An 18,791-nucleotide genomic window follows, 5' to 3' on the forward strand; every position below is an offset into this window, starting at 1 on the left:
TACATGATTCTATTGATATTATACCATAATAAAAGGCTTTACCACAATTGGCAAGCCTTAATAGGTATTTACAAATTTTATAGGTCGGAATATTTAATAAATTCGACACCATTTGCTTTCGCAATTTCTTTTAATTCTGGATCTGTCATGATTTTTAATTCATCCATACGCCATTCAGCATAACTTGAAATTGAACGTAAGTAGTCATCTACATATGCAGGATGAGTCATGATATCTACTGCTTCGTATTTTTTATCTTCAAAGAGGTTTACAAAGTATTCTTTTGTGACGCCAGCTTTATAGAAATGATTTTCGCAATCCACTTCGTTTGGTAATACAGTACGATCAGATCGGAATGGAACATTATACTTCTTAGCGAGCTTTTCAGCTACGGGTCTTAGACGAGGTACAAGATGGACATGATGATGGGAATCAAGATGATCAATCGGAATATGTTTAACGATTGATGCAATTTGTGCATCCCATTCGTTGTAGAGTTCTTCAAGATCAATAGACTCGTCAATAGTATCAGGTCTAAACTTGAAACTACCATCTTCTTTAACTAATGTTTTATGAGATTTTAATAGAGGACTTTGAGTTGTGAGAACCATATGTACTCCGACTCCAAGGCCAGGATTTTCCTTTGCAAGTTCAATTGCTTCTTCAGTATACTTGGTATTTGCCATCAAAGTTGTTGATGTTAAAATACCATCTTGGTATGCTTCAATAATTGCTTTGTTTCCGCCGTGAGTTAAACCAAAATCATCGGCATTTACTATAACTTTCATTTGAATTCCTCCTAGTAAAATTATACCATGTTTGGTATCATATTTGTGGAGGTATATTATGAATTATACAATTAAAATCACCATGGAAAATGGTAAAGAAATGGTTGCGGAACTTTATGAAGATATTGCTCCAAAAACAGTTGCGAATTTTGTTAAACTAGTTAAAGAAGGGTTCTATGATGGACTCATCTTCCACCGTGTTATTCCAGGATTCATGATTCAAGGCGGATGCCCTGATGGAACAGGTATGGGTGGTCCAGGATACCAAATTGAAGGGGAATTCACTTCAAACGGTTTCAAGAATGATTTAAGACATACTAAAGGAATTTTATCAATGGCACGTGCTATGGATCCTAACTCTGCTGGAAGTCAATTCTTTATTATGGCTCAAGACTCACCACATTTAGATGGACAATACGCTTCATTTGGAAAGGTGATTGAAGGCCTTGATGTAGTGGATGAAATTGTCGCAGTAAAACGCAATCATAACGATCGACCATTTGAAGATCAAAAAATTCAAAAAATCGAACTTATCTAAAAAAAGAAAACAGTTTACAAATCAGTGAACTGTTTTCTTTTGGTTAATTTTTCTTCAGGAGGGTAAAAAAAAGAGGCAGCTTTCGCTGCCAATGCTTTGAGGGGATGTAAAGCATTACAATCTTGTGATTGCATGAATATCATAACGCGATTTTATGAAGATGTAAAACGATTTGAGTCGATTTCACAAACCTTTCACAGGCTTATCATAGAAAATTCTTTTGGCGCATGATTCATTACGAAACCACCATCTTTTGTCACACAAATGAGGTCTTCAATGCGAATTCCTCCGAGTCCTTCTATATAGATTCCTGGCTCAATTGAGAAGCACATACCTTCTTTGATTATCGTATCATTTGTTGAACTGACATTGAGATTTTCGTGACACTCAATTCCGATTCCGTGTCCCGTACGGTGAACAAAGTAGGGACCATATCCAGCTTGCTCAATAACACTTCGTGCGGCCTTATCAACTTCGGATAAAGGGATACCGGGTTTAACGGTTGCAATCGCATTTAAATTTGCTTCTAAAACAATGTTATAGATTTTCTCTAATTCGGAATTATCACCGAAGAAGAAACAACGTGTCATATCTGAACAGTACCCCTTGTAAATGCCACCCATGTCAATCTGAATGACATCACCTTTTTTGAGCTTTCGGTTTGAAGGAATCCCATGAGGGTCCGCAATGTTTTCGCTAAAGAGGGCGATGGGTTCGAAACTTACTCCAGTAAGGGGATCCGTGCTTTGTTTTTTACGAATAATTTCTGCAAGTTCTATTTCAGAAATACCCTCGACAAAATATTCTTTTAATGATTCCATAATTTGGTCATTTAAGTTTGAAGCTTCTTTCATGATTTCTATTTCGGATGCATCTTTTATATTGCGAACAGCTTCAAGATAAAGCGAAGCATTTTCTAATTTTACTGTTTCAATGAGTGGGATAATAAACTTTGCTGAACAATTGCCGTCAACTGCAAGTGTTTCATGCGCATTGATATTAGCTAATAAAATGCTTGTGATATCATCACTGTCCTCAAATGGAATGGTATTGTATTCACTAGGAATTTCAAATAATTTATTGATGAAAAAAGTTGGTTCACCTTCTTTGGGAACATACACACCAATGAAACGTTCTCCGACATCATATCTCAAACCTGTATAATAAAAAATCATAATTGGGTCAGTTATGAGTAGTTGATTCACCCTCATACTGCTTTGTAATCGATTAATTCGTGACATAACAAATCCTCCTGTGACTATTATAGGTGTCAAGCAGTATAGAATGCAATGATTAGAAAATTATGATACTATTTAATTGAAAGGATGATATATATGAAAGAAATGCAACAATCACAAGTTATTATCGTTAATCGAAATCCAGCTGATTCATCAATTCAGATTATTATCCCACCTTTTAGACCGATAAATCTTTTTGAAATTGAAGATAATTTCGAAGGGATCACTCAGGAAATTGAAACTAAAGTTTCTGATAACCAAATATCAGAGCAAATTATTCATTTTGTCACAGCATTTAAAGACTCTATGGAAGAAGAAGATATTCTTCCTATCGTTGAATACTTCCTCATTAGAGATGTGGAAGCTATGAATCCTGAGGAAATCAAAATGATTTTTGATGCGGTTAAAGAATTTATAGAATATATTAAAGATGATAATCGTTTGATGCATTAGAAAACCACGGATAATCCGTGGTTTTTTATTGATGAATCATCACATTGTTTTTTAATCCATCGATATTAATTCTGATATAAGGCGTATTTTCTATTGAGGAATTATATCGGGAATGTACACTGGTAAGTGTATTTTTTTGAATCTTGTTGTGAAGGGTATCATTTAGTTCATTATGTAAACCATTCGTATCAACATTATAATTCACCTCTGCTGTTTTGATGTCCATGGAAGAATTTAAGGCATTCAGTTCAAAATCACTTGTCTCAGCGAGATTCATGAGTAATAAATCTGCAGTTAGCGCATCAATTCGTGCAGTACCACCAAAATTATCGAAAGATCCTGTAACCTTTGCTCCATTAATCTCGAGGTTTGTATTGATGTTTTTCATCGAAGTATTGGTGTGCAAGGCATCAATTTTCACGGATTTGAGTGATTGTAGTTCGTCACTCGTTATCGTAATATCACCATTTACCGACTTCACAGAGATACTACCGTCGTAATTGAGTGGTAGTGAGACAACCATTGAATCAATTTGTGCTTCTGTACAAGCAAACGTTATATTATTGGTACAAATTTGATCGGATGATTTAATGTATGTTGATCCTTGAGCTTCAATGATTTTAAAATCTTGTAAGTCGCCGCTGACGTTAACTTTTGGAGTATCTGTCTCTGTGAACATAATTTCGAGTTTATTCATTTGGCTCAGTTCGATTTCTAGCTTACTATTTAAATTAAAGGTTTCTTCTCGCTGAGTAAAACTAGAATTTACAATCACAGGACGATTAAAACTGTTTATAATATCGCCGCCAAGATTACCAATTGCAAGAACGACGAGGAAGATACCAAGGAAGAAAATTCCTAAAGCAATCCAAATTTTATTTTTACGACGCATAGTAATGGCCTCCAGATTTAGTTCTAAATGCAAGTCGGATCAATCTCATGACAAGACGATGGAACGCGAGGAGTGCATACCATGATAACCATGTAACTGCGACACCAATCATTGCAATACCCAATGCTAATAGTAGAATGTTAAAGAATGATATACCTGTAATTAAAGTCATGAAAAATCCGAATACTGTGATGACAGAACAGAGTATTAAGACAAGTCCAACAATACACATTGTAAATAAAGTAGCATAAAGTCCAATTACAGGTCCAATTAGAATTACTGAAGCACAAATACCAATAATAATTCTTAGTGTTGAATTTACATCGGAGCTCTCATTCACATACTGAAATGATTCATTACGCGTGTTGTTTGTTTTTTCGCTTTCAGGGAGATACTGTTTCGCCATTTCAATGGGACTCCCTAAAAGAGTACATATTTCTTCTTCTGATTTTCCTTCTGCTTGAGCAAAATCAAAATGTTCGTTTAAGTCATTTATTATTTCATCAAGTTCGTCTTGAGGAAGTGATTGTAAATGCCTTTTTAAAGTATCTATATATTCAATTCTTTTCATACTTTAGTTCCTTTCAGTAATGTATTCACATGATCGGTAAATGTATACCATTCATCAATTTTTTCTTGTGTGTAAGTTCTTCCTATAGGTGTTAGTGAGTAGTACTTTCGAGAAGGGCCTTGATCAGATTCAACCAATCGTGTTGTGACATAACCATCGTCCCTTAATCTTTTTAATAGGGGATACATAGTTCCTTCAGATATTTCAATGGTCTCAGAAACTGTACTTATAATTTCGTAGCCATAATAATCTCTTTCTAATAGAAGCGAAAGCACACATAATTCAAGAACACCTTTTTTGAATTGTGTATTCATATCGTCACCGCCTGGATAAATGGTACCACATAGTATCTTGCATTACAAGGTACCTTTCAATATTTATTAGTTAAATTGTAATTTGTTGTGTTTCATGCTTTATTTATTGAAAAACAATAAATAATTGTTGCGTTTTGAGAAAAATATGATATTATTTGATTGTGGAGGATGTTATGAAACGAAAAGAGTTTTATCTAATATCACAGATTTTAGCAGTTGTATTGATTTTAATTGGTATTGTTTTGGTCAACGAAATGCCAAAACAGATTCGAATCCAAATGACTGATCTTGATACAAATTCGATCAAGATTTGGGTTGGGATTATATATCTAACTGCCGCAACATATTTTTTATCAGTTTATGAACTGGTGCGCATCATTCTGAGAACTAAAGCAACAGAAATAACTAATATCGAAAATGCAAAGCATTTTAAAAGGATTGCATACTATGCTCTCATTAACGCCATTATTTACATTGTCATGCTATTGATATTTACACTATCAAGCAATTTATCAAGTTTTGTATTCTTGATTGGCTTCAGTATTGTGGTAGTTGGTTTGGGTGCAAGTGCTATTTGTACCGTTTGTTCCTATCTAATTCAAAAGAATTACAAATTAGAAGAAGAAAGTAGGTTGGTCATCTAATGGGCGAGATTATTGTAGATCTAGATGTCATGCTTGCGAAAAGAAAAATGACCGTAACGGAACTATCGGAGTTGATTGGCATCACTATTTCGAATGTCTCGATTCTAAAGACTGGAAAAGCAAAAGCGATTCGTTTTGATACACTTGCGAAAATCTGTGATGTCTTGGCATGTCAGCCAGGGGATATCTTACGATACGAAAAAGAGGATAATTAAAATGAAAAAATTATATAACTTTACGATTGGTCTAATACTATTAGGATTTATTTTACTAGCAATTAAATCTGCTTCCCCAGAATATATAGATGAACAGGGGATACTTCATGAAACATTTTATTTAATAGGTTTGGGTACTTTTAGCATATTGGGTGGTACTATTCTCACAATTATCAATGCAATTGTAATTAAACTAAGAAAGAAAACAACATTAAAACAAGTCTCAAACTAGTAATGAAAGTGGGGTGTTAAAATGAAGCTAGATGGTAAAACAATACTTGTTACAGGAGTGAGTCGATTGGGTGGTATTGGAGCTGCAATTGCACTGAAGTTAAGTGAGTCAGGTGCAAAAGTTATCATCCATGGGCATAGTGATTTTGATATTGAAGCAAAGTATAGTGATTCGGACGATTCATTTCCTTCTGAGTTTTGCAAAAAACACGAAAATATCTTTGTGGCGCCGTCTTCTGATCTCTCATCAGGACGTAACTGTGAGTCGCTAATAGAATTTGTAAATGAAAAGTACGGTGTAATACATGGATTAGTCTTAAATCATGCTTATTCGACTCAAGGAAGTTTTGGTGAACTAAAAGAAGATGAGATAAACAAGCATCTTAATACGAATGTAACTGGCAATTTATTATTAATTCAGAATTTTTCTGAACAATTGGTAGATGGTAATCGTGGTGCAATCACTTTATTTACAAGTGGTCAGTATCTCGGACCAATGACACAAGAAATTGCGTATGCAGTGTCGAAGGATGCAATCATTGGTATCACGAATCAGGCATCGTATGCTCTAGCACCTAAAAACATTCAAGTAAATGCCATAAACCCTGGACCTACGGATACGGGTTATGCGAGTGGTGATGACTATGAACGGATTAAAAATATGTTCCCAGCAAAACGATGGGGAGTGCCAGAAGATGCCGCAAACTTAGTAGCGTTTTTACAAAGTGATGAATCGAGCTGGATAACAGGTCAAATCATTGCGAGTGAAGGTGGATTTACACGTTAAAAAGACATTATCTCTTGCGGGATAATGTCTTTGTTCTATATATCATAGTGATCAATGTTACTTCTAAATTCAAGGGTTGGGATCCCATCTTCAATTACTATTTTAGTGAGACTTGTTGATAATATATCTTCTTGATCTCCTAAAAGTTCGAAGTCGTGGTTCATTAATTCTTGAATAATTAATTTTGATGTAATACGGTGGCTTACAAGTGCGATTGTTTGGCCCTGATGATTCTCTAATACATTTTTGACGAATGGTGAAACACGATCATTAACTTCGAGATAGGTTTCGCCATCAATAGGTTGATAGTGGATTGGATCTTTGAAAAAATTGTGCCATTGTTCTGGATATGTTTCATCAATCCAAGAAAAAGTTTTACCTTCCCATGCGCCCATGTTTATCTCTGCAATCGCATCAGATACAGCGAAGTCTCGATTAGGAAACACATGCTCAGCAGTCTCAATAGCACGTGGACTCGAACTTGAGTAAATGGCATCAATGTTGTGATTGCTCATTCTTTTAGCAAGACAATTTGCCTGAAAAACACCTTCTTCTGTAAGTGGTGAGTTAAGGCTTCCTTGCATTTTTTTCTCTAAATTCCATACTGTTTTTCCATGTCTAATAATAAATATTGTAGTTTTCATTCATTACCTCCAGAAATAGTATAATTCACTCTATCAAAATTTACGAATACATATTATAATAGTTACATATATTAATTGTATGGGTGAAAATATGAATTTACATTGGTTAAAACTTTTTTATGTGGTTGCGAAAACAGGTTCCGTAACCCAAGCATCAAAGGACTTAGCGATAAGTCAGCCATCTGTGACAGCACAGATAAAAAAACTGGAACAAATGTATCATGTACGTTTATTCCAAAAAGAGGGAAGATATTTAAAACTTACACCTGTAGGGGAAAGACTATATAAGGAAGCTGCACAACTTTTCGAGGTTGATGTTCCTAAAATGGAATCTTTATTGAGACAAGAACAAGTTCTTAGAATCGAAGGGAACTTTTTAGCAATGCACTTATTACTACCAGATGCATTGAGATTATTACGAAATCATAATCATGATTTAAAAATCGAACACAGTGTTTCAGGGTCTAAGAAAGTTTTGGATTCACTACGTCAAGGGCGCTGTGATCTTGCAATTATTAGTTCTGATCAGGAATCATTAAATTTGAAGAATGTAGAGACGATACGAATCTTTGAAGACCAATTGATTTTAGCTTCGAGTTCAGAATCTGGATTAGAGAATCATCAGTTTGTCGTGGCAAGTTCAGACTCTCATTTGCGTGATGTTGTAAACAGATTTTGCGATGAAGAGTTCGGGGCGATTTCACTTGAAGTAGAGAATACAGGCGAAATTGTGAATGCACTACTTTTCAATGCGGATATTGTCGGTCTTGTTCCATCTGCACTGATTAGACGTTATCAAGATGGTCTTTACATTAAAGAAACAAGTATCAGTAATAATTATTTCATGTGTGTAAAGAAAAACCATCCGCAATATCAAGAACTTGTTTCCTTTGCGAAACGAATTTCTGAAACGTTGAAGAAAAACGCTTAATCCAAAAGTTTGATACAAATTTTAAAAAGGAGAATTATATGGATCAGTCAAAAATTATATCTGTATTATCTGAGAATTTAAATGAGGGGTATCGAATTATTTATGAAGATGAAAGCTTATCGCCATCAATTGAATGGGTAGAATGGGTATCCCAATCTGATGATGAAGAAGACTATATTGTCGAAGTAACATTTAGTGATGATTCAACAAAAACATTTCCAAAGGGCGTTAATCTTCGCCAAATATGGCATGAAGATATTTAACGAAAATTTATTAGTAAAATAATGAGGCACAACTACGATAAGTATCAATCATCGTGGTTGTTTTTTTATTTTAGGACCTATCTAAGGTTTGCTATTCTCTCTATTTTTGCTTAATAATATTTTAACGCTTATCGTGTTATACTAAATCTATAAATTAATTGACGGATTTCAAAGAAAAAATTTTGAATAATACAAATAAAGTAATGTCTGTGAATAAGGGAGGTATGTATGGTTTATTTAAGATCATTTCAACTATTAAATGATATTGGTGAACAGAAAGTATATGAATCCGAACAAAGAAACATTTATGTAGACCGCTATCCACTAGGGATATTTCCAGCTAAGCAATTAGAAACATTGTCTTTTTCTCCGATCACTATTTTCTATGGAAATAATGGATCGGGTAAAAGTACTATCCTAAATATCATTGCTCAAAAGTGTGAAGCAAAACGAATTACACCACTTAATAAAGGTGTGTTTTTTGATAATTACGTTGAAAGTTGCGACTTTGAATTTGGAATTGATTTACCTCAGGAAATTAAGGTGATAACGAGTGACGATATTTTTGACTATCTCTTAAATATACGTGCTATTAATACGGGAGTAGATCGAAAAAAAGAAATGTAGAGTCAACAGTACCTTGATGCTAAATATGATACGAGAGCAATAAATACTTTGGACACTTATGATAGTTTGAAGGAAAAGGTAGAGGCAAGAAGTAAGACAATGTCTCGCTATGTTCGTGATAAGCTCATGACTAATACGTTACAAGAACAATCCAATGGGGAATCAGCGCTTATGTTCTGGCAAAAGGAAATAACAGAAAACAGTCTTTATATCTTAGATGAACCTGAAAATAGTTTATCTGCGGCAAATCAAAGAAAACTCAGTAAGTTTATTGAAGAGTCAGCACGTTTCTATAACTGTCAATTTATATTATCAACTCATTCACCATTTTTGTTGAGCCTTACAGATGCAACTATTTATGATTTAGATGAAGTTCCAGCAAAGACTAAGAAATGGCATGAACTTGAGAGTATTCAAGAATACCATAAGTTATTTCAAGAACGAGAGCATTTGTTCAATAAGAAATAGTTTTTGTATCTCTTATTATTTTTGATTTTTTTACGCTATATAATCTAACTATAAAAAAACCGTGGCTTCTTAGATGAGAGGTCACGGCTTTCTATAAGTGAATGAAATGTAATTATTCGTTTGTTTTGTCTTTCAAGTCATCCAGTTGAATTTGAAGTGCTTCAATAGAAATGCTGAGCTCTTTAAGTAAATAAGTAAGCGATACAACGAGAAATACAAGACTGATAGTAAAAATAACTTTTGAAGCTAAGTATTGATGAAGCATAGAGAGTAGCATACTGATTGCTGCAGTAATAAATGAGAGGGCTCCACAAACTTGCATTTTTTTAATAATATCCATGCGTCGATTAAGGTTGGTAATTTGATCTAATATTTGTTTTTGAGGTGTTTCTCGATGCTTCTCATAAAGGTCTCGAATCAAACCAGCGAGAACAACAAAGCGGTTAGTGTAGGCAAGCATCAAGAGTGAAATTGCTGGAAAAACCAAAGCGGGTGTCTGTAATGTGAAATCCATAATAATATCTCCTTATAACTTGTTTAAATCTTATCATGTTTGAACTTAACAATTCAATTCACTTGGGTTGAATTGTAAGCGAATACTCATTAAAATTAACATGGATGTGGAAATAGAAGAAAAGAGGTAACATCTGTGAGATATTTAATCAATAAGTCTACCAATCCATATTTTAACTTGGCATTGGATGAATATGCTATGAAGCATATCGACTGTGATGAGGATTTCTTTTTCCTCTGGCAAAATGCGCCGGCAGTGATTGTAGGTAAAAACCAAAACACACTGGAAGAGATAAACTTAAAGTTTATTGAGGAAAATGGCATTAAAGTGGCTCGCCGTGTATCAGGTGGTGGTGCAGTCTACCATGATTTTGGTAATTTGAACTTTACGTTTGTTATTAACGTTGATGACCCAGGTAAAGTAAATTACAAAAAATATGTACAACCAATTATCGATGCACTCGATGCAATGGGGCTTCATGCTGAAGCTTCAGGACGAAATGACATTCTTGTTGATGGTTTAAAGATTTCAGGTAATGCTCAACGTATGGCTAATGGCAAACTTATGCATCATGGCACCATCATGTTTGATGTTGATGTAGAAGATCTTGTACAAGCGCTTAATGTTGATCCAGATAAGATCACATCTAAAGGTGTGAAATCAGTTCGTTCCCGTGTTACAAACATTAAAGAACATCTACCAGAGGGAACTGATCTAGATAAATTTTGGGATGAACTTCATTATTTCCTTTCAAATAAGGGACAAGATAAAGAAATTATCTTAACGGATGAGGACATTGCGAAAATTGAATTTGAAGCTGTGAACCGTTTTGGTACATGGGATTGGATTTATGGGAATTCTCCTGAATTTAATCTAAAAAATGGTGCTCGCTTTGCGGGTGGACGTGTTGAAACACTTGTTGATGTTGATGAAGGAAAAATTCAAGCAATCCGTTTTATGGGTGATTATTTAGGCCTTGAAGACGTCGCTGATATTGAAGAAAGACTAGTCGGAGTGCGTTTTGTACGCGATGATGTGTCAACAATTTTATCGCAATTTGACTTGAAAAAGTATTTTGGAGCAATTACTCAAGACGAAATTCTATCGTTATTATTTGATTAATTGTTAATGTGAAAAGATATTTCACAAAATCATTCATATTCATTGAATGATAACAGGTATCATGTTACATTTAATATGTATTATTAAGCTAAATCAGCTTAATAGGATATAGAAGGGAAATGGAGATTTCAATGGCACAAAAGAAAAAAAGTAATGTGTTGGATTTCGCTGCTCAACTCGAAGCAGTAGAAAAAATTTACCAACCAATCCAGATTCTTGATGAAACTGGGAAGGTAGTAGACAAAGATTTATTACCAGATCTTTCAGATGAAGAGCTTGTAGAGCTTTTCGAAAAAATGTTATGGTCACGAGCATTAAATGACCGTTCAACAACCTTGGCACGTCAAGGACGTTTAGGTTTCTTCGCACCTACAGCAGGACAGGAGGCATCACAAATTGCGAGTTATTTTGCATTTGATAAAAATGATGTTCTTTTCCCAGGTTACCGTGATATTCCTCAATTAGTACAACACGGATTACCACTTCATAAAGCATTTTTATGGAGCCGTGGTCACGTTGAAGGAAACAATTACCCAGAAGATTTCCACGCAATGCCACCACAAATTATTATTGGTGCGCAAATTATACAAGCTGCAGGAGCAGGTGTAGGAATTAAAAAACGTGGAAAACAACAAGTTGCATTCACATATACTGGAGACGGTGGATCATCACAAGGTGATACATACGAAGGTCTAAACTATGCTGGAGCATTTAAAGCACCTGTAGTTTTCTATATTCAAAATAACGGATATGCTATTTCGACACCACGTCACGTCCAAACAGCAGCTCCAACTCTTGCTCAAAAAGCAGCAGCAGCTGGTATCCCAGGTATTCAAGTTGACGGAATGGACCCACTTGCAGTTTATGCAGTTTCAAAAGCAGCTCGCGATTGGGCTATTGCTGGAAACGGTCCTGTATTAATTGAAACATTAACATCACGTTTCGGTCCTCACTCATTATCAGGAGATGATCCAAAACGTTACCGTACACAAGCAAGTTTCGACGAATGGGATAAAAAAGATCCACTTATTCGTATGAGAAACTTCTTAACAGAAAAAGGTCTTTGGACTGAAGAACATGAAGTTGAATTAATCGAACGTTTCGACGAAGAAATTAAAGAAGCTGTTAAGTTAGCAGATGCTGCTCCTAAACAAAAAGTTTCAGATTTCTTGAAAAATATGTTTGAAGAACCAACAAATGTTATTGCAGAACAAATTGCACATTTTGAAAACAAGGAGGGTAACAAATAATGGCACAATTAACAATGATCCAAGCCATTACTGAAGCGCTTGACATTGCCCTTGAACGCGATGAAAATACATTAATCTTTGGTGAAGACGTTGGGAAGAACGGTGGAGTTTTCCGTGCTACTGACGGACTTCAAGAAAAACATGGTGAAGACCGTGTATTCGATACACCATTAGCTGAATCAGGTATTGGTGGACTTGCAATCGGATTGGCTTTAGAAAAATATCGTCCAATTCCTGAAATCCAATTCTTCGGATTCGTATTCGAAGTTATGGACTCTGTTGTTGCTCAAATGGCTCGTACACGTTACCGTTTAGGTAATACACGTCAAATGCCTATTACAATTCGTTCGCCATTTGGTGGAGGGGTTCATACACCTGAGCTTCACTCAGATAACTTAGAAGGTCTTATGACTCAATCTCCAGGGATTAAAGTAGTTATTCCTTCAAATCCATATGATGCAAAAGGTTTACTCTTAGCATCAATCGAAGATAACGATCCTGTTGTTTACTTAGAACACATGAAGTTATACCGCTCATTCCGTGATGAAGTTCCTGAAGGATACTATACAGTTCCTCTTGGAAAAGCAAATGTTGTTACTGAAGGAAACGATGTAACAATCATTACTTACGGATACATGGTTCGTGAATCAATCAAAGCAGCTGAAACTCTTGCAAAAGAAGGAATCTCAGCAGAAGTTATTGACTTACGTACTGTATCTCCTCTTGATATTGAAACAATCGTAGCATCTGTAAATAAAACAGGCCGTATTGTTATGGTTCAAGAAGCTCAAAGACAAGCTGGTGTTGGAGCTGCTGTTATGGCTGAAATTGCAGAACGTGCAATTTTATCATTAAAAGCTCCTATCGGACGTGTTGCTGCTCCGGATACTATTTTCCCATTCGGTTTAGCTGAAAACGACTGGTTACCAAATGAAGAAGACATCCTCGCTAAAGTACGCGAAGTTGTCAACTTTGATTAGAGGAGGCAAAAATTATGTCATTTATATTTAAAATGCCTGATGTCGGAGAAGGAATTGCAGAAGGCGAAATCGTACAATGGTTTGTAAAAGAAGGCGATTCAATTAAAGAAGATGAACCTCTATTAGAAATCCAAAACGACAAATTAGTTCAAGAAATTCCATCACCTGTTACAGGAACAGTTACAAAAATTCTTGTAGAACCAGGAACAGTATCACAAGTTGGTGATAACTTAGTTGAGTTTGCAGCAGAAGGACATGCTCCAGCAGCTGCACCAGCAGAAGAAGCACCAGCACAAGCAGCTCCAGCAGCACCAGCTGCTTCAGGATCAAGCAACTTTGTATTTAATATGCCTGATGTTGGAGAAGGAATTGCAGAAGGTGAAATTGTACAATGGTTTGTAAAAGAAGGCGACGCTATTAAAGAAGACGAACCTTTATTAGAAATCCAAAACGATAAATTAGTTCAAGAAGTACCATCCCCAGTTACAGGAACAATTGCTAAAATCTTAGTAGAACCTGGAACAGTATCAACAGTGGGTGATGCACTTGTTGAAATCGCAGCAGAAGGTCACGCACCTGCAGCTGCAACAGCTCCTGCTCAAGCACAAGCTCCAGCAGAACAAGCTCCTGCAGGAAACGGTAAAACATTCGCTAACAATACAATTGCAAACCGTGTTCTTGCAATGCCTTCAGTACGTCAATATGCACGTGAAAAAGGTGTCGATATTACTGCAGTTAATGCAACTGGAAAGCACGGACATGTTCGTAAATCAGATATCGATGCATTCTTAGAAGGTGGCGCACCAGTAGCTCAAACAGCACCAGTTGTTGAAACAGCAACTCAAACAGCAGCTACACCAGCGGCAACAGCAGCTCCTAAAGCAGCAGCTAAACCAGTAGTTGAAGCAGGTTCAGTAACTCGTGAACCAATGTCACCTACACGTAAAGCTATCGCTAAAGCAATGGTTACAAGTAAAGCAACAGCACCACACGTTACAATCTTTGACGAAGTTGATGTTACAGCTCTTGTTAACCACCGTAAGAAATTCAAAGATGTTGCAGCATCACAAGATGTTAAGTTAACATTCTTACCTTACGTTGTGAAAGCACTTGTTGCTACAGTACGTAAATACCCAGTATTAAACAGTAGTGTTGATGATGCAACTCAAGAAATTGTATACAAAAACTACTACAACATTGGTTTTGCAGCAGACACTCCTCATGGATTGTATGTTCCAAACATTAAAAATGCAGACTCAAAAGGTATCTTTACAATTGCTAAAGAAATTACCGAACTTGCAGGTGCTGCAAATGATAACAAATTAGCATTGCCAGATATGCGCGATGGTACAATTACAATTTCAAATATCGGATCAGCTCGTGGTTTATGGTTCACACCTATCATTAACTATCCAGAAGTTGCAATTCTAGGTATCGGACGTATCGACAAGAAACCTGTTGTCTTAGAAGACGGGTCATTAGGAGTAGGTAATGTCTTAGCATTATCACTTAGCTTTGATCACAGAATTATTGACGGTATGACTGCTCAATTAGCGATGAATGAAGTAAAACGCTTATTAAGCAATCCTGATATTCTATTAATGGAATCTTAATCGGAGGAATAGAAAATGGTAGTTGGAGATTTAGCTTTAGAATTAGAAACAGTTGTTATTGGATCAGGTCCTGGTGGATATGTTGCAGCAATTCGTGCAGCACAACTTGGCCAAAAAGTAGCAATTATTGAAAAAGATGAAATCGGTGGTGTTTGTCTTAACGTAGGATGTATTCCTTCAAAAGCATTAATCAATGCAGGACACCGTTACCAAGAATCAATGAACTCACAAACATTCGGAATCACAGCAGAAAATGTTGCAATTGATTTCGAAAAAACTCAAGCTTGGAAAGACAATGCAGTTGTTAATAAATTAACTTCAGGTATTGCTATGTTATTGAAAAAGAATAAAGTTCAAATTATCAAAGGAACTGCATTCTTTAACGATACACACCAATTACGTGTTGTGAATGGTGAAGAAGCACAATCATATACATTCAAAAATGCAATCATTGCTACAGGTAGCCGTCCAATTGAAATCAAAGGTTTCAAATTTGGTAAACGTATCATTGATTCAACAGGTGGATTAAACTTAAAAGAAATTCCTAAGAAACTTGTTGTTATCGGTGGTGGATACATTGGTAGTGAGCTTGCAGGAGTATATGCAAACTTAGGTTCAGAAATTACAATTTTAGAAGGTGCACCTTCAATCTTGCCTCAATTTGATAAAGACATGATTAAACTTGTAACGAATGAATTTGAAAAGAAAAACGTTAAAATCGTAAACAACGCAATGGCTAAAGAAGCAAAAGAAACTAAAGACGGTGTTGAAGTCACTTATGAAGTAGACGGAAAAGCTGAAACAATTAGTGCTGACTATGTCATGGTTACTGTTGGACGTCGTCCAAATACAGATGACTTAGGACTTCAAGTTGCTAACGTTGAAACAAACGGACGTGGTTTAATCACAGTTGATAAACAAGGACGTACAAGCCAAAAACATATCTTCGCTATTGGGGATGTTGTTCCAGGACTTGCATTAGCTCACAAAGCATCATACGAAGCTAAAGTTGCTGCTGAAGCACTTTGCGGAGAAGATGTTGAAGTTGACTATGTCGCAATCCCTGCAGTTTGCTTTACAGATCCAGAACTTGCAACTGTTGGTTTAACAGAAAAAGAAGCAAAAGATCAAGGATTAAGCGTTAAAGTATCCAAGTTCCCATTCGGAGCTAACGGACGTGCATTATCACTTAATGCTTCAGAAGGATTTGTACGCTTAGTATCAGAAAAAGAAACAGGACTTCTACTTGGTGGACAAGTAGCGGGTGTTGGAGCTAGTGATATTATTGCTGAAATCGGTCTTGCTGTTGAAGCACGTATGAATGTTGAAGATCTTTCATTAACAATTCATGCACATCCTACATTGTCAGAAACAGTTATGGATGCTTCAGAAATTTCAATTGGATTACCAATCCACATTTAATTCAATAAATTATTACTTAAAAGAGCACATATTGTGCTCTTTTTTTCTGTTCATGTAACAAGCGTTTTCATAAAAATATCACTTTGAAAGAAATTTTCAGAAAAAGTTACAAATTTGGTGTGATTGTATTCCTATTTAAAGGTATATTGAGGATCTTTTATTGAAAAATAGATCTGCATCATTTATTCCTATTTGCACTCTACAGTAGATTTAAACGCGTTCTGAGTGGTTATTTAGAATAAAACAAGAGAAATGTCAAGTGCAAATGTAAAAATATGCATATTCTTTCATATAATTTACAATTGGTTTCATTTTTATGATAAAGTTCTGAAAATTGCATTGACATTTTTTCTGAATACTATATAATACATTCATACAGTCAGAACAATCTGTATAGGAAACAAGGAGGAGTAGTTTAATGAAAAAACTAATGCTTACATTATTAGCTTCATTACTCGTGCTAGCTGGATGTAGTTCCAAAGGGTCAGGAAATACATTAACAGTTGCTGCCCCTGACAAACTAAAAGGTGACTTTGTCGCAGGATTTAGTTCAGGAGCATACGATGCTTGGGTAATGAGATTAATGGGAAATCTATCAACAGGAGCTTCAACACATTATGTTGATCGCGCTACTGGAGAATATAAAGTTAATCCAACAGTTGTGGAAAAACTTGACATCAAAGAAGGTGAAAATGGAAATAAAACATATTCATATACTTTGAAAGATGGACTTAAATGGTCAGATGGTGAAGCTATCACTGCAAAAGACTTCGTATTTAGCGTATTATTCCGTTCATTAGGTGAATGGCAAAATGTTGCTACAATGGATGCTGGAGCACAAGACCTACTTGGATATAAAGCATACCAAGACGGTAGTTCAAAAGAATTTGAAGGTGTTAAGTACATTGATGACAAACACTTTGAATTAACAATCGATGGTGAAAACCTTCCTTACTACTACGAACAAACATTCGCAGCAGTTACACCTGATCCAGCACATGCTTGGATGAAGGATGCTAAATTTAATGCAAATGGTAATGGATTCGACAACACAGCAGAAGAAATTGCTGCAGGTGTTAAGAACGTTGCTGAAAAAGAACGTTATGCTCCAACAGTTACATCAGGTGCATATAAATTCGACAGCTTCAAAGATGATACAGCAGTTGTTGTGAAAAACGATAACTATGCAGGAAACTTCGAAGGCGAAAAAGCTAAAATTGATAAAATTGTAGTTCGTGTTGTATCTACAGATGTTCAAGTTCAATCCCTTGAAAAAGGTGAAATTGACATGGCTCCAGGTATGATCGAAGGAAAACATATCAATAAAGCTAAAGAATTAGACTTACCAATGCATACTTACCCACGTAATGGATTTGGTAACATCGTATTGAAGGCAAATAAATTCCCTACAGACATTACAGAAGTACGTCAAGCAATGGGATTCTTATTAGACCGTCAAGAATTTGTTAACAACATTGCTGGTGGATATGCAAAAGTTGTTGATGGTCCTTACGGATTATCACAATGGTTCTATACAGAAAACCAAGATAAGATTGAAAGCCAACTTATCAAATATACATATAACTTAGATGAAGCTAACAAATTGTTAGATAAAACTGAATTTATTTATGAAGCAGATGGAAAAACTCCATTTGATGCATCAAAAGCAAGTGACACAGCAGCTTACTACCGTCATAATAAAGATGGTAAACAATTAGCTGTAAAACACTTCGGAACTGAAAAGAATGACATCTCTACATTAATCAATACACAGTTGAAACCATCAGCTGCTAAAGTAGGTATGAACTTCTCAATGGATACAGGAGATTTTGCTACACTTGGAGATTACATGCAAGGACGTAAGGAAAATGATTACAACTCATTTAACTTAGCAACATCGTTTACTGCAATTTATGATCCATATACAGGATTCCACTCTGACTGGGTTGGACGTGGTACAAACTGGTCAGACTTAGCTGATAGCGAATTGGATAACTTGATTATGTCAATGCGCCGTCACGAACCAACAGACCGTGAAGGATTCTCAGATGATGTAGTTAAATATATTGTGCGATGGAATGAATTACTTCCTTCAATTCCTCTATATTCAAATACATACCACGATATCTATGCTAAACGTGTAGAAGGTATGGATAAGATTACGCCATTACTTAACTGGGATCAAACCATTGAATATATTTCGATAGCAAAATAATTTATTTTTAACAGTTAGTTAGACTATAAGAAGTGCTCAGGCACTTCTTATAGTTGCGTAATAAAGGAGAA

General features: G+C 35.6%; 23 protein-coding genes. 16 read left to right on the forward strand and 7 right to left on the reverse strand.

All coding sequences use genetic code 11. The features are described from left to right. Positions 1-77: 77 nt before the first annotated feature. Positions 78-788 carry a chitin disaccharide deacetylase gene (gene chbG / locus H9L01_RS06865; protein WP_187533223.1) on the reverse strand — a complete coding sequence of 237 codons (711 nt, stop codon included), beginning with the start codon at positions 786-788 and terminating at the stop codon, positions 78-80. A gap of 58 nt (positions 789-846) precedes the next feature. Between chbG and H9L01_RS06870 the strand changes: the two genes are divergently transcribed. Further along, positions 847-1,326: a peptidylprolyl isomerase gene (locus H9L01_RS06870; protein ID WP_187533224.1), complete on the forward strand. Its 480-nt coding sequence runs from the start codon at positions 847-849 to the stop codon at positions 1,324-1,326. Between the two features lie 194 nt (positions 1,327-1,520). Here H9L01_RS06870 and H9L01_RS06875 read toward each other — a convergent pair whose 3' ends face one another. Continuing rightward, complete coding sequence (locus H9L01_RS06875; RefSeq protein ID WP_187533225.1) at positions 1,521-2,567, reverse strand: M24 family metallopeptidase; 1,047 nt, start codon at positions 2,565-2,567, stop codon at positions 1,521-1,523. A 93-nt stretch (positions 2,568-2,660) separates the two neighbouring features. Between H9L01_RS06875 and H9L01_RS06880 the strand changes: the two genes are divergently transcribed. After that, positions 2,661-3,017 (forward strand): hypothetical protein, encoded by a 357-nt coding sequence (locus H9L01_RS06880; protein ID WP_187533226.1) that lies wholly within the window; start codon positions 2,661-2,663, stop codon positions 3,015-3,017. A 25-nt stretch (positions 3,018-3,042) separates the two neighbouring features. On the opposite strand, the gene H9L01_RS06885 is transcribed toward H9L01_RS06880, so the two are convergent. Genes H9L01_RS06885 through H9L01_RS06895 form a run of 3 tightly spaced genes read right to left on the reverse strand, consistent with a single transcriptional unit; the run spans position 3,043 to position 4,794 of the window. Next, a complete protein-coding gene (locus H9L01_RS06885; protein ID WP_187533227.1) occupies positions 3,043-3,909 on the reverse strand; it encodes a DUF4097 family beta strand repeat-containing protein in 867 nt (288 codons plus the stop codon). Further along, positions 3,899-4,480, reverse strand: coding sequence for a DUF1700 domain-containing protein (locus H9L01_RS06890; protein WP_187533228.1), 582 nt, complete (start codon positions 4,478-4,480; stop codon positions 3,899-3,901). The genes H9L01_RS06885 and H9L01_RS06890 overlap by 11 nt, the downstream gene beginning before the upstream one ends. Then, positions 4,477-4,794: a PadR family transcriptional regulator gene (locus tag H9L01_RS06895; RefSeq protein ID WP_187533229.1), complete on the reverse strand. Its 318-nt coding sequence runs from the start codon at positions 4,792-4,794 to the stop codon at positions 4,477-4,479. Before H9L01_RS06895 ends, H9L01_RS06890 begins: the two co-directional genes overlap by 4 nt. A gap of 173 nt (positions 4,795-4,967) precedes the next feature. Here H9L01_RS06895 and H9L01_RS06900 point away from each other — a divergent pair, with 173 nt between their 5' ends. Genes H9L01_RS06900 through H9L01_RS06915 form a run of 4 tightly spaced genes read left to right on the forward strand, consistent with a single transcriptional unit; the run spans position 4,968 to position 6,671 of the window. Further along, positions 4,968-5,438, forward strand: a complete 471-nt coding sequence (locus tag H9L01_RS06900) for a DUF2975 domain-containing protein (RefSeq protein ID WP_187533230.1) — start codon at positions 4,968-4,970, stop codon at positions 5,436-5,438. Then, a complete protein-coding gene (locus H9L01_RS06905; protein ID WP_187533231.1) occupies positions 5,438-5,653 on the forward strand; it encodes a helix-turn-helix domain-containing protein in 216 nt (71 codons plus the stop codon). Before H9L01_RS06900 ends, H9L01_RS06905 begins: the two co-directional genes overlap by 1 nt. A 1-nt stretch (position 5,654) precedes the next feature. Continuing rightward, complete coding sequence (locus H9L01_RS06910; RefSeq protein WP_223151009.1) at positions 5,655-5,885, forward strand: DUF3955 domain-containing protein; 231 nt, start codon at positions 5,655-5,657, stop codon at positions 5,883-5,885. A gap of 21 nt (positions 5,886-5,906) precedes the next feature. Continuing rightward, positions 5,907-6,671 carry an SDR family oxidoreductase gene (locus tag H9L01_RS06915; protein ID WP_187533232.1) on the forward strand — a complete coding sequence of 255 codons (765 nt, stop codon included), beginning with the start codon at positions 5,907-5,909 and terminating at the stop codon, positions 6,669-6,671. A gap of 35 nt (positions 6,672-6,706) precedes the next feature. Here H9L01_RS06915 and H9L01_RS06920 read toward each other — a convergent pair whose 3' ends face one another. Continuing rightward, a complete protein-coding gene (locus H9L01_RS06920) occupies positions 6,707-7,315 on the reverse strand; it encodes a histidine phosphatase family protein (protein WP_187533233.1) in 609 nt (202 codons plus the stop codon). Between the two features lie 91 nt (positions 7,316-7,406). On the opposite strand from H9L01_RS06920, the gene H9L01_RS06925 reads away from it, so the two are divergent. The 4 genes from H9L01_RS06925 to H9L01_RS10695 all read left to right on the forward strand — a co-directional run bounded on the left by H9L01_RS06925 (position 7,407) and on the right by H9L01_RS10695 (position 9,604). Then, positions 7,407-8,246 carry a LysR family transcriptional regulator gene (locus H9L01_RS06925; protein WP_187533234.1) on the forward strand — a complete coding sequence of 280 codons (840 nt, stop codon included), beginning with the start codon at positions 7,407-7,409 and terminating at the stop codon, positions 8,244-8,246. A 38-nt stretch (positions 8,247-8,284) separates the two neighbouring features. Further along, on the forward strand, positions 8,285-8,509 hold the full coding sequence (locus tag H9L01_RS06930; RefSeq protein WP_187533235.1) for a hypothetical protein: 225 nt from the start codon (positions 8,285-8,287) through the stop codon (positions 8,507-8,509). 228 nt (positions 8,510-8,737) lie between these two features. Beyond that, a complete protein-coding gene (locus H9L01_RS10690) occupies positions 8,738-9,136 on the forward strand; it encodes an ATP-binding protein (RefSeq protein ID WP_223151010.1) in 399 nt (132 codons plus the stop codon). A gap of 66 nt (positions 9,137-9,202) precedes the next feature. Further along, positions 9,203-9,604: an AAA family ATPase gene (locus H9L01_RS10695; RefSeq protein ID WP_223151011.1), complete on the forward strand. Its 402-nt coding sequence runs from the start codon at positions 9,203-9,205 to the stop codon at positions 9,602-9,604. A gap of 112 nt (positions 9,605-9,716) precedes the next feature. Here the strand turns inward: H9L01_RS10695 and H9L01_RS06940 are convergent, their stop codons facing one another. Then, the gene (locus tag H9L01_RS06940) at positions 9,717-10,118 is read right to left on the reverse strand and encodes a DUF2721 domain-containing protein (RefSeq protein WP_187533236.1); all 402 of its coding nucleotides are present in this window, start codon (positions 10,116-10,118) and stop codon (positions 9,717-9,719) included. A 135-nt stretch (positions 10,119-10,253) separates the two neighbouring features. Between H9L01_RS06940 and lplA the strand changes: the two genes are divergently transcribed. The 6 genes from lplA (at position 10,254) to H9L01_RS06970 (ending at position 18,720) form a co-directional block, all read left to right on the forward strand. Next, positions 10,254-11,240 carry a lipoate--protein ligase gene (lplA, locus tag H9L01_RS06945; RefSeq protein WP_187533237.1) on the forward strand — a complete coding sequence of 329 codons (987 nt, stop codon included), beginning with the start codon at positions 10,254-10,256 and terminating at the stop codon, positions 11,238-11,240. A 131-nt stretch (positions 11,241-11,371) separates the two neighbouring features. Next, positions 11,372-12,490 (forward strand): pyruvate dehydrogenase (acetyl-transferring) E1 component subunit alpha, encoded by a 1,119-nt coding sequence (gene pdhA, locus H9L01_RS06950; protein ID WP_187533238.1) that lies wholly within the window; start codon positions 11,372-11,374, stop codon positions 12,488-12,490. Continuing rightward, on the forward strand, positions 12,490-13,470 hold the full coding sequence (locus tag H9L01_RS06955) for an alpha-ketoacid dehydrogenase subunit beta (RefSeq protein WP_187533239.1): 981 nt from the start codon (positions 12,490-12,492) through the stop codon (positions 13,468-13,470). The genes pdhA and H9L01_RS06955 overlap by 1 nt, the downstream gene beginning before the upstream one ends. Positions 13,471-13,484: 14 nt before the next feature. After that, complete coding sequence (locus tag H9L01_RS06960; RefSeq protein WP_187533240.1) at positions 13,485-15,083, forward strand: 2-oxo acid dehydrogenase subunit E2; 1,599 nt, start codon at positions 13,485-13,487, stop codon at positions 15,081-15,083. Between the two features lie 15 nt (positions 15,084-15,098). Further along, positions 15,099-16,505: a dihydrolipoyl dehydrogenase gene (gene lpdA, locus H9L01_RS06965; protein ID WP_187533241.1), complete on the forward strand. Its 1,407-nt coding sequence runs from the start codon at positions 15,099-15,101 to the stop codon at positions 16,503-16,505. Positions 16,506-16,923: 418 nt separating this feature from the next. Continuing rightward, positions 16,924-18,720: an ABC transporter substrate-binding protein gene (locus H9L01_RS06970; RefSeq protein ID WP_187533242.1), complete on the forward strand. Its 1,797-nt coding sequence runs from the start codon at positions 16,924-16,926 to the stop codon at positions 18,718-18,720. The last annotated feature ends 71 nt before the right edge of the window (positions 18,721-18,791 follow it).

It is taken from the genome of Erysipelothrix inopinata, assembly GCF_014396165.1.
GTDB classification, from domain to species: domain Bacteria; phylum Bacillota_I; class Bacilli_A; order Erysipelotrichales; family Erysipelotrichaceae; genus Erysipelothrix; species Erysipelothrix inopinata.

Excerpts from the sequence above, each read along its gene's own strand:
- chbG (WP_187533223.1), bottom strand. The coding sequence starts at position 788 with ATGAAAGTTATAGTAAATGCCGATGATTTTGGTTTAACTCACGGCGGA.
- H9L01_RS06870 (WP_187533224.1), top strand. The coding sequence starts at position 847 with ATGAATTATACAATTAAAATCACCATGGAAAATGGTAAAGAAATGGTT.
- H9L01_RS06875 (WP_187533225.1), bottom strand. The coding sequence starts at position 2,567 with ATGTCACGAATTAATCGATTACAAAGCAGTATGAGGGTGAATCAACTA.
- H9L01_RS06880 (WP_187533226.1), top strand. The coding sequence starts at position 2,661 with ATGAAAGAAATGCAACAATCACAAGTTATTATCGTTAATCGAAATCCA.
- H9L01_RS06885 (WP_187533227.1), bottom strand. The coding sequence starts at position 3,909 with ATGCGTCGTAAAAATAAAATTTGGATTGCTTTAGGAATTTTCTTCCTT.
- H9L01_RS06890 (WP_187533228.1), bottom strand. The coding sequence starts at position 4,480 with ATGAAAAGAATTGAATATATAGATACTTTAAAAAGGCATTTACAATCA.
- H9L01_RS06895 (WP_187533229.1), bottom strand. The coding sequence starts at position 4,794 with ATGAATACACAATTCAAAAAAGGTGTTCTTGAATTATGTGTGCTTTCG.
- H9L01_RS06900 (WP_187533230.1), top strand. The coding sequence starts at position 4,968 with ATGAAACGAAAAGAGTTTTATCTAATATCACAGATTTTAGCAGTTGTA.
- H9L01_RS06905 (WP_187533231.1), top strand. The coding sequence starts at position 5,438 with ATGGGCGAGATTATTGTAGATCTAGATGTCATGCTTGCGAAAAGAAAA.
- H9L01_RS06910 (WP_223151009.1), top strand. The coding sequence starts at position 5,655 with ATGAAAAAATTATATAACTTTACGATTGGTCTAATACTATTAGGATTT.
- H9L01_RS06915 (WP_187533232.1), top strand. The coding sequence starts at position 5,907 with ATGAAGCTAGATGGTAAAACAATACTTGTTACAGGAGTGAGTCGATTG.
- H9L01_RS06920 (WP_187533233.1), bottom strand. The coding sequence starts at position 7,315 with ATGAAAACTACAATATTTATTATTAGACATGGAAAAACAGTATGGAAT.
- H9L01_RS06925 (WP_187533234.1), top strand. The coding sequence starts at position 7,407 with ATGAATTTACATTGGTTAAAACTTTTTTATGTGGTTGCGAAAACAGGT.
- H9L01_RS06930 (WP_187533235.1), top strand. The coding sequence starts at position 8,285 with ATGGATCAGTCAAAAATTATATCTGTATTATCTGAGAATTTAAATGAG.
- H9L01_RS10690 (WP_223151010.1), top strand. The coding sequence starts at position 8,738 with ATGGTTTATTTAAGATCATTTCAACTATTAAATGATATTGGTGAACAG.
- H9L01_RS06940 (WP_187533236.1), bottom strand. The coding sequence starts at position 10,118 with ATGGATTTCACATTACAGACACCCGCTTTGGTTTTTCCAGCAATTTCA.
- pdhA (WP_187533238.1), top strand. The coding sequence starts at position 11,372 with ATGGCACAAAAGAAAAAAAGTAATGTGTTGGATTTCGCTGCTCAACTC.
- H9L01_RS06955 (WP_187533239.1), top strand. The coding sequence starts at position 12,490 with ATGGCACAATTAACAATGATCCAAGCCATTACTGAAGCGCTTGACATT.
- H9L01_RS06960 (WP_187533240.1), top strand. The coding sequence starts at position 13,485 with ATGTCATTTATATTTAAAATGCCTGATGTCGGAGAAGGAATTGCAGAA.
- lpdA (WP_187533241.1), top strand. The coding sequence starts at position 15,099 with ATGGTAGTTGGAGATTTAGCTTTAGAATTAGAAACAGTTGTTATTGGA.
- H9L01_RS06970 (WP_187533242.1), top strand. The coding sequence starts at position 16,924 with ATGAAAAAACTAATGCTTACATTATTAGCTTCATTACTCGTGCTAGCT.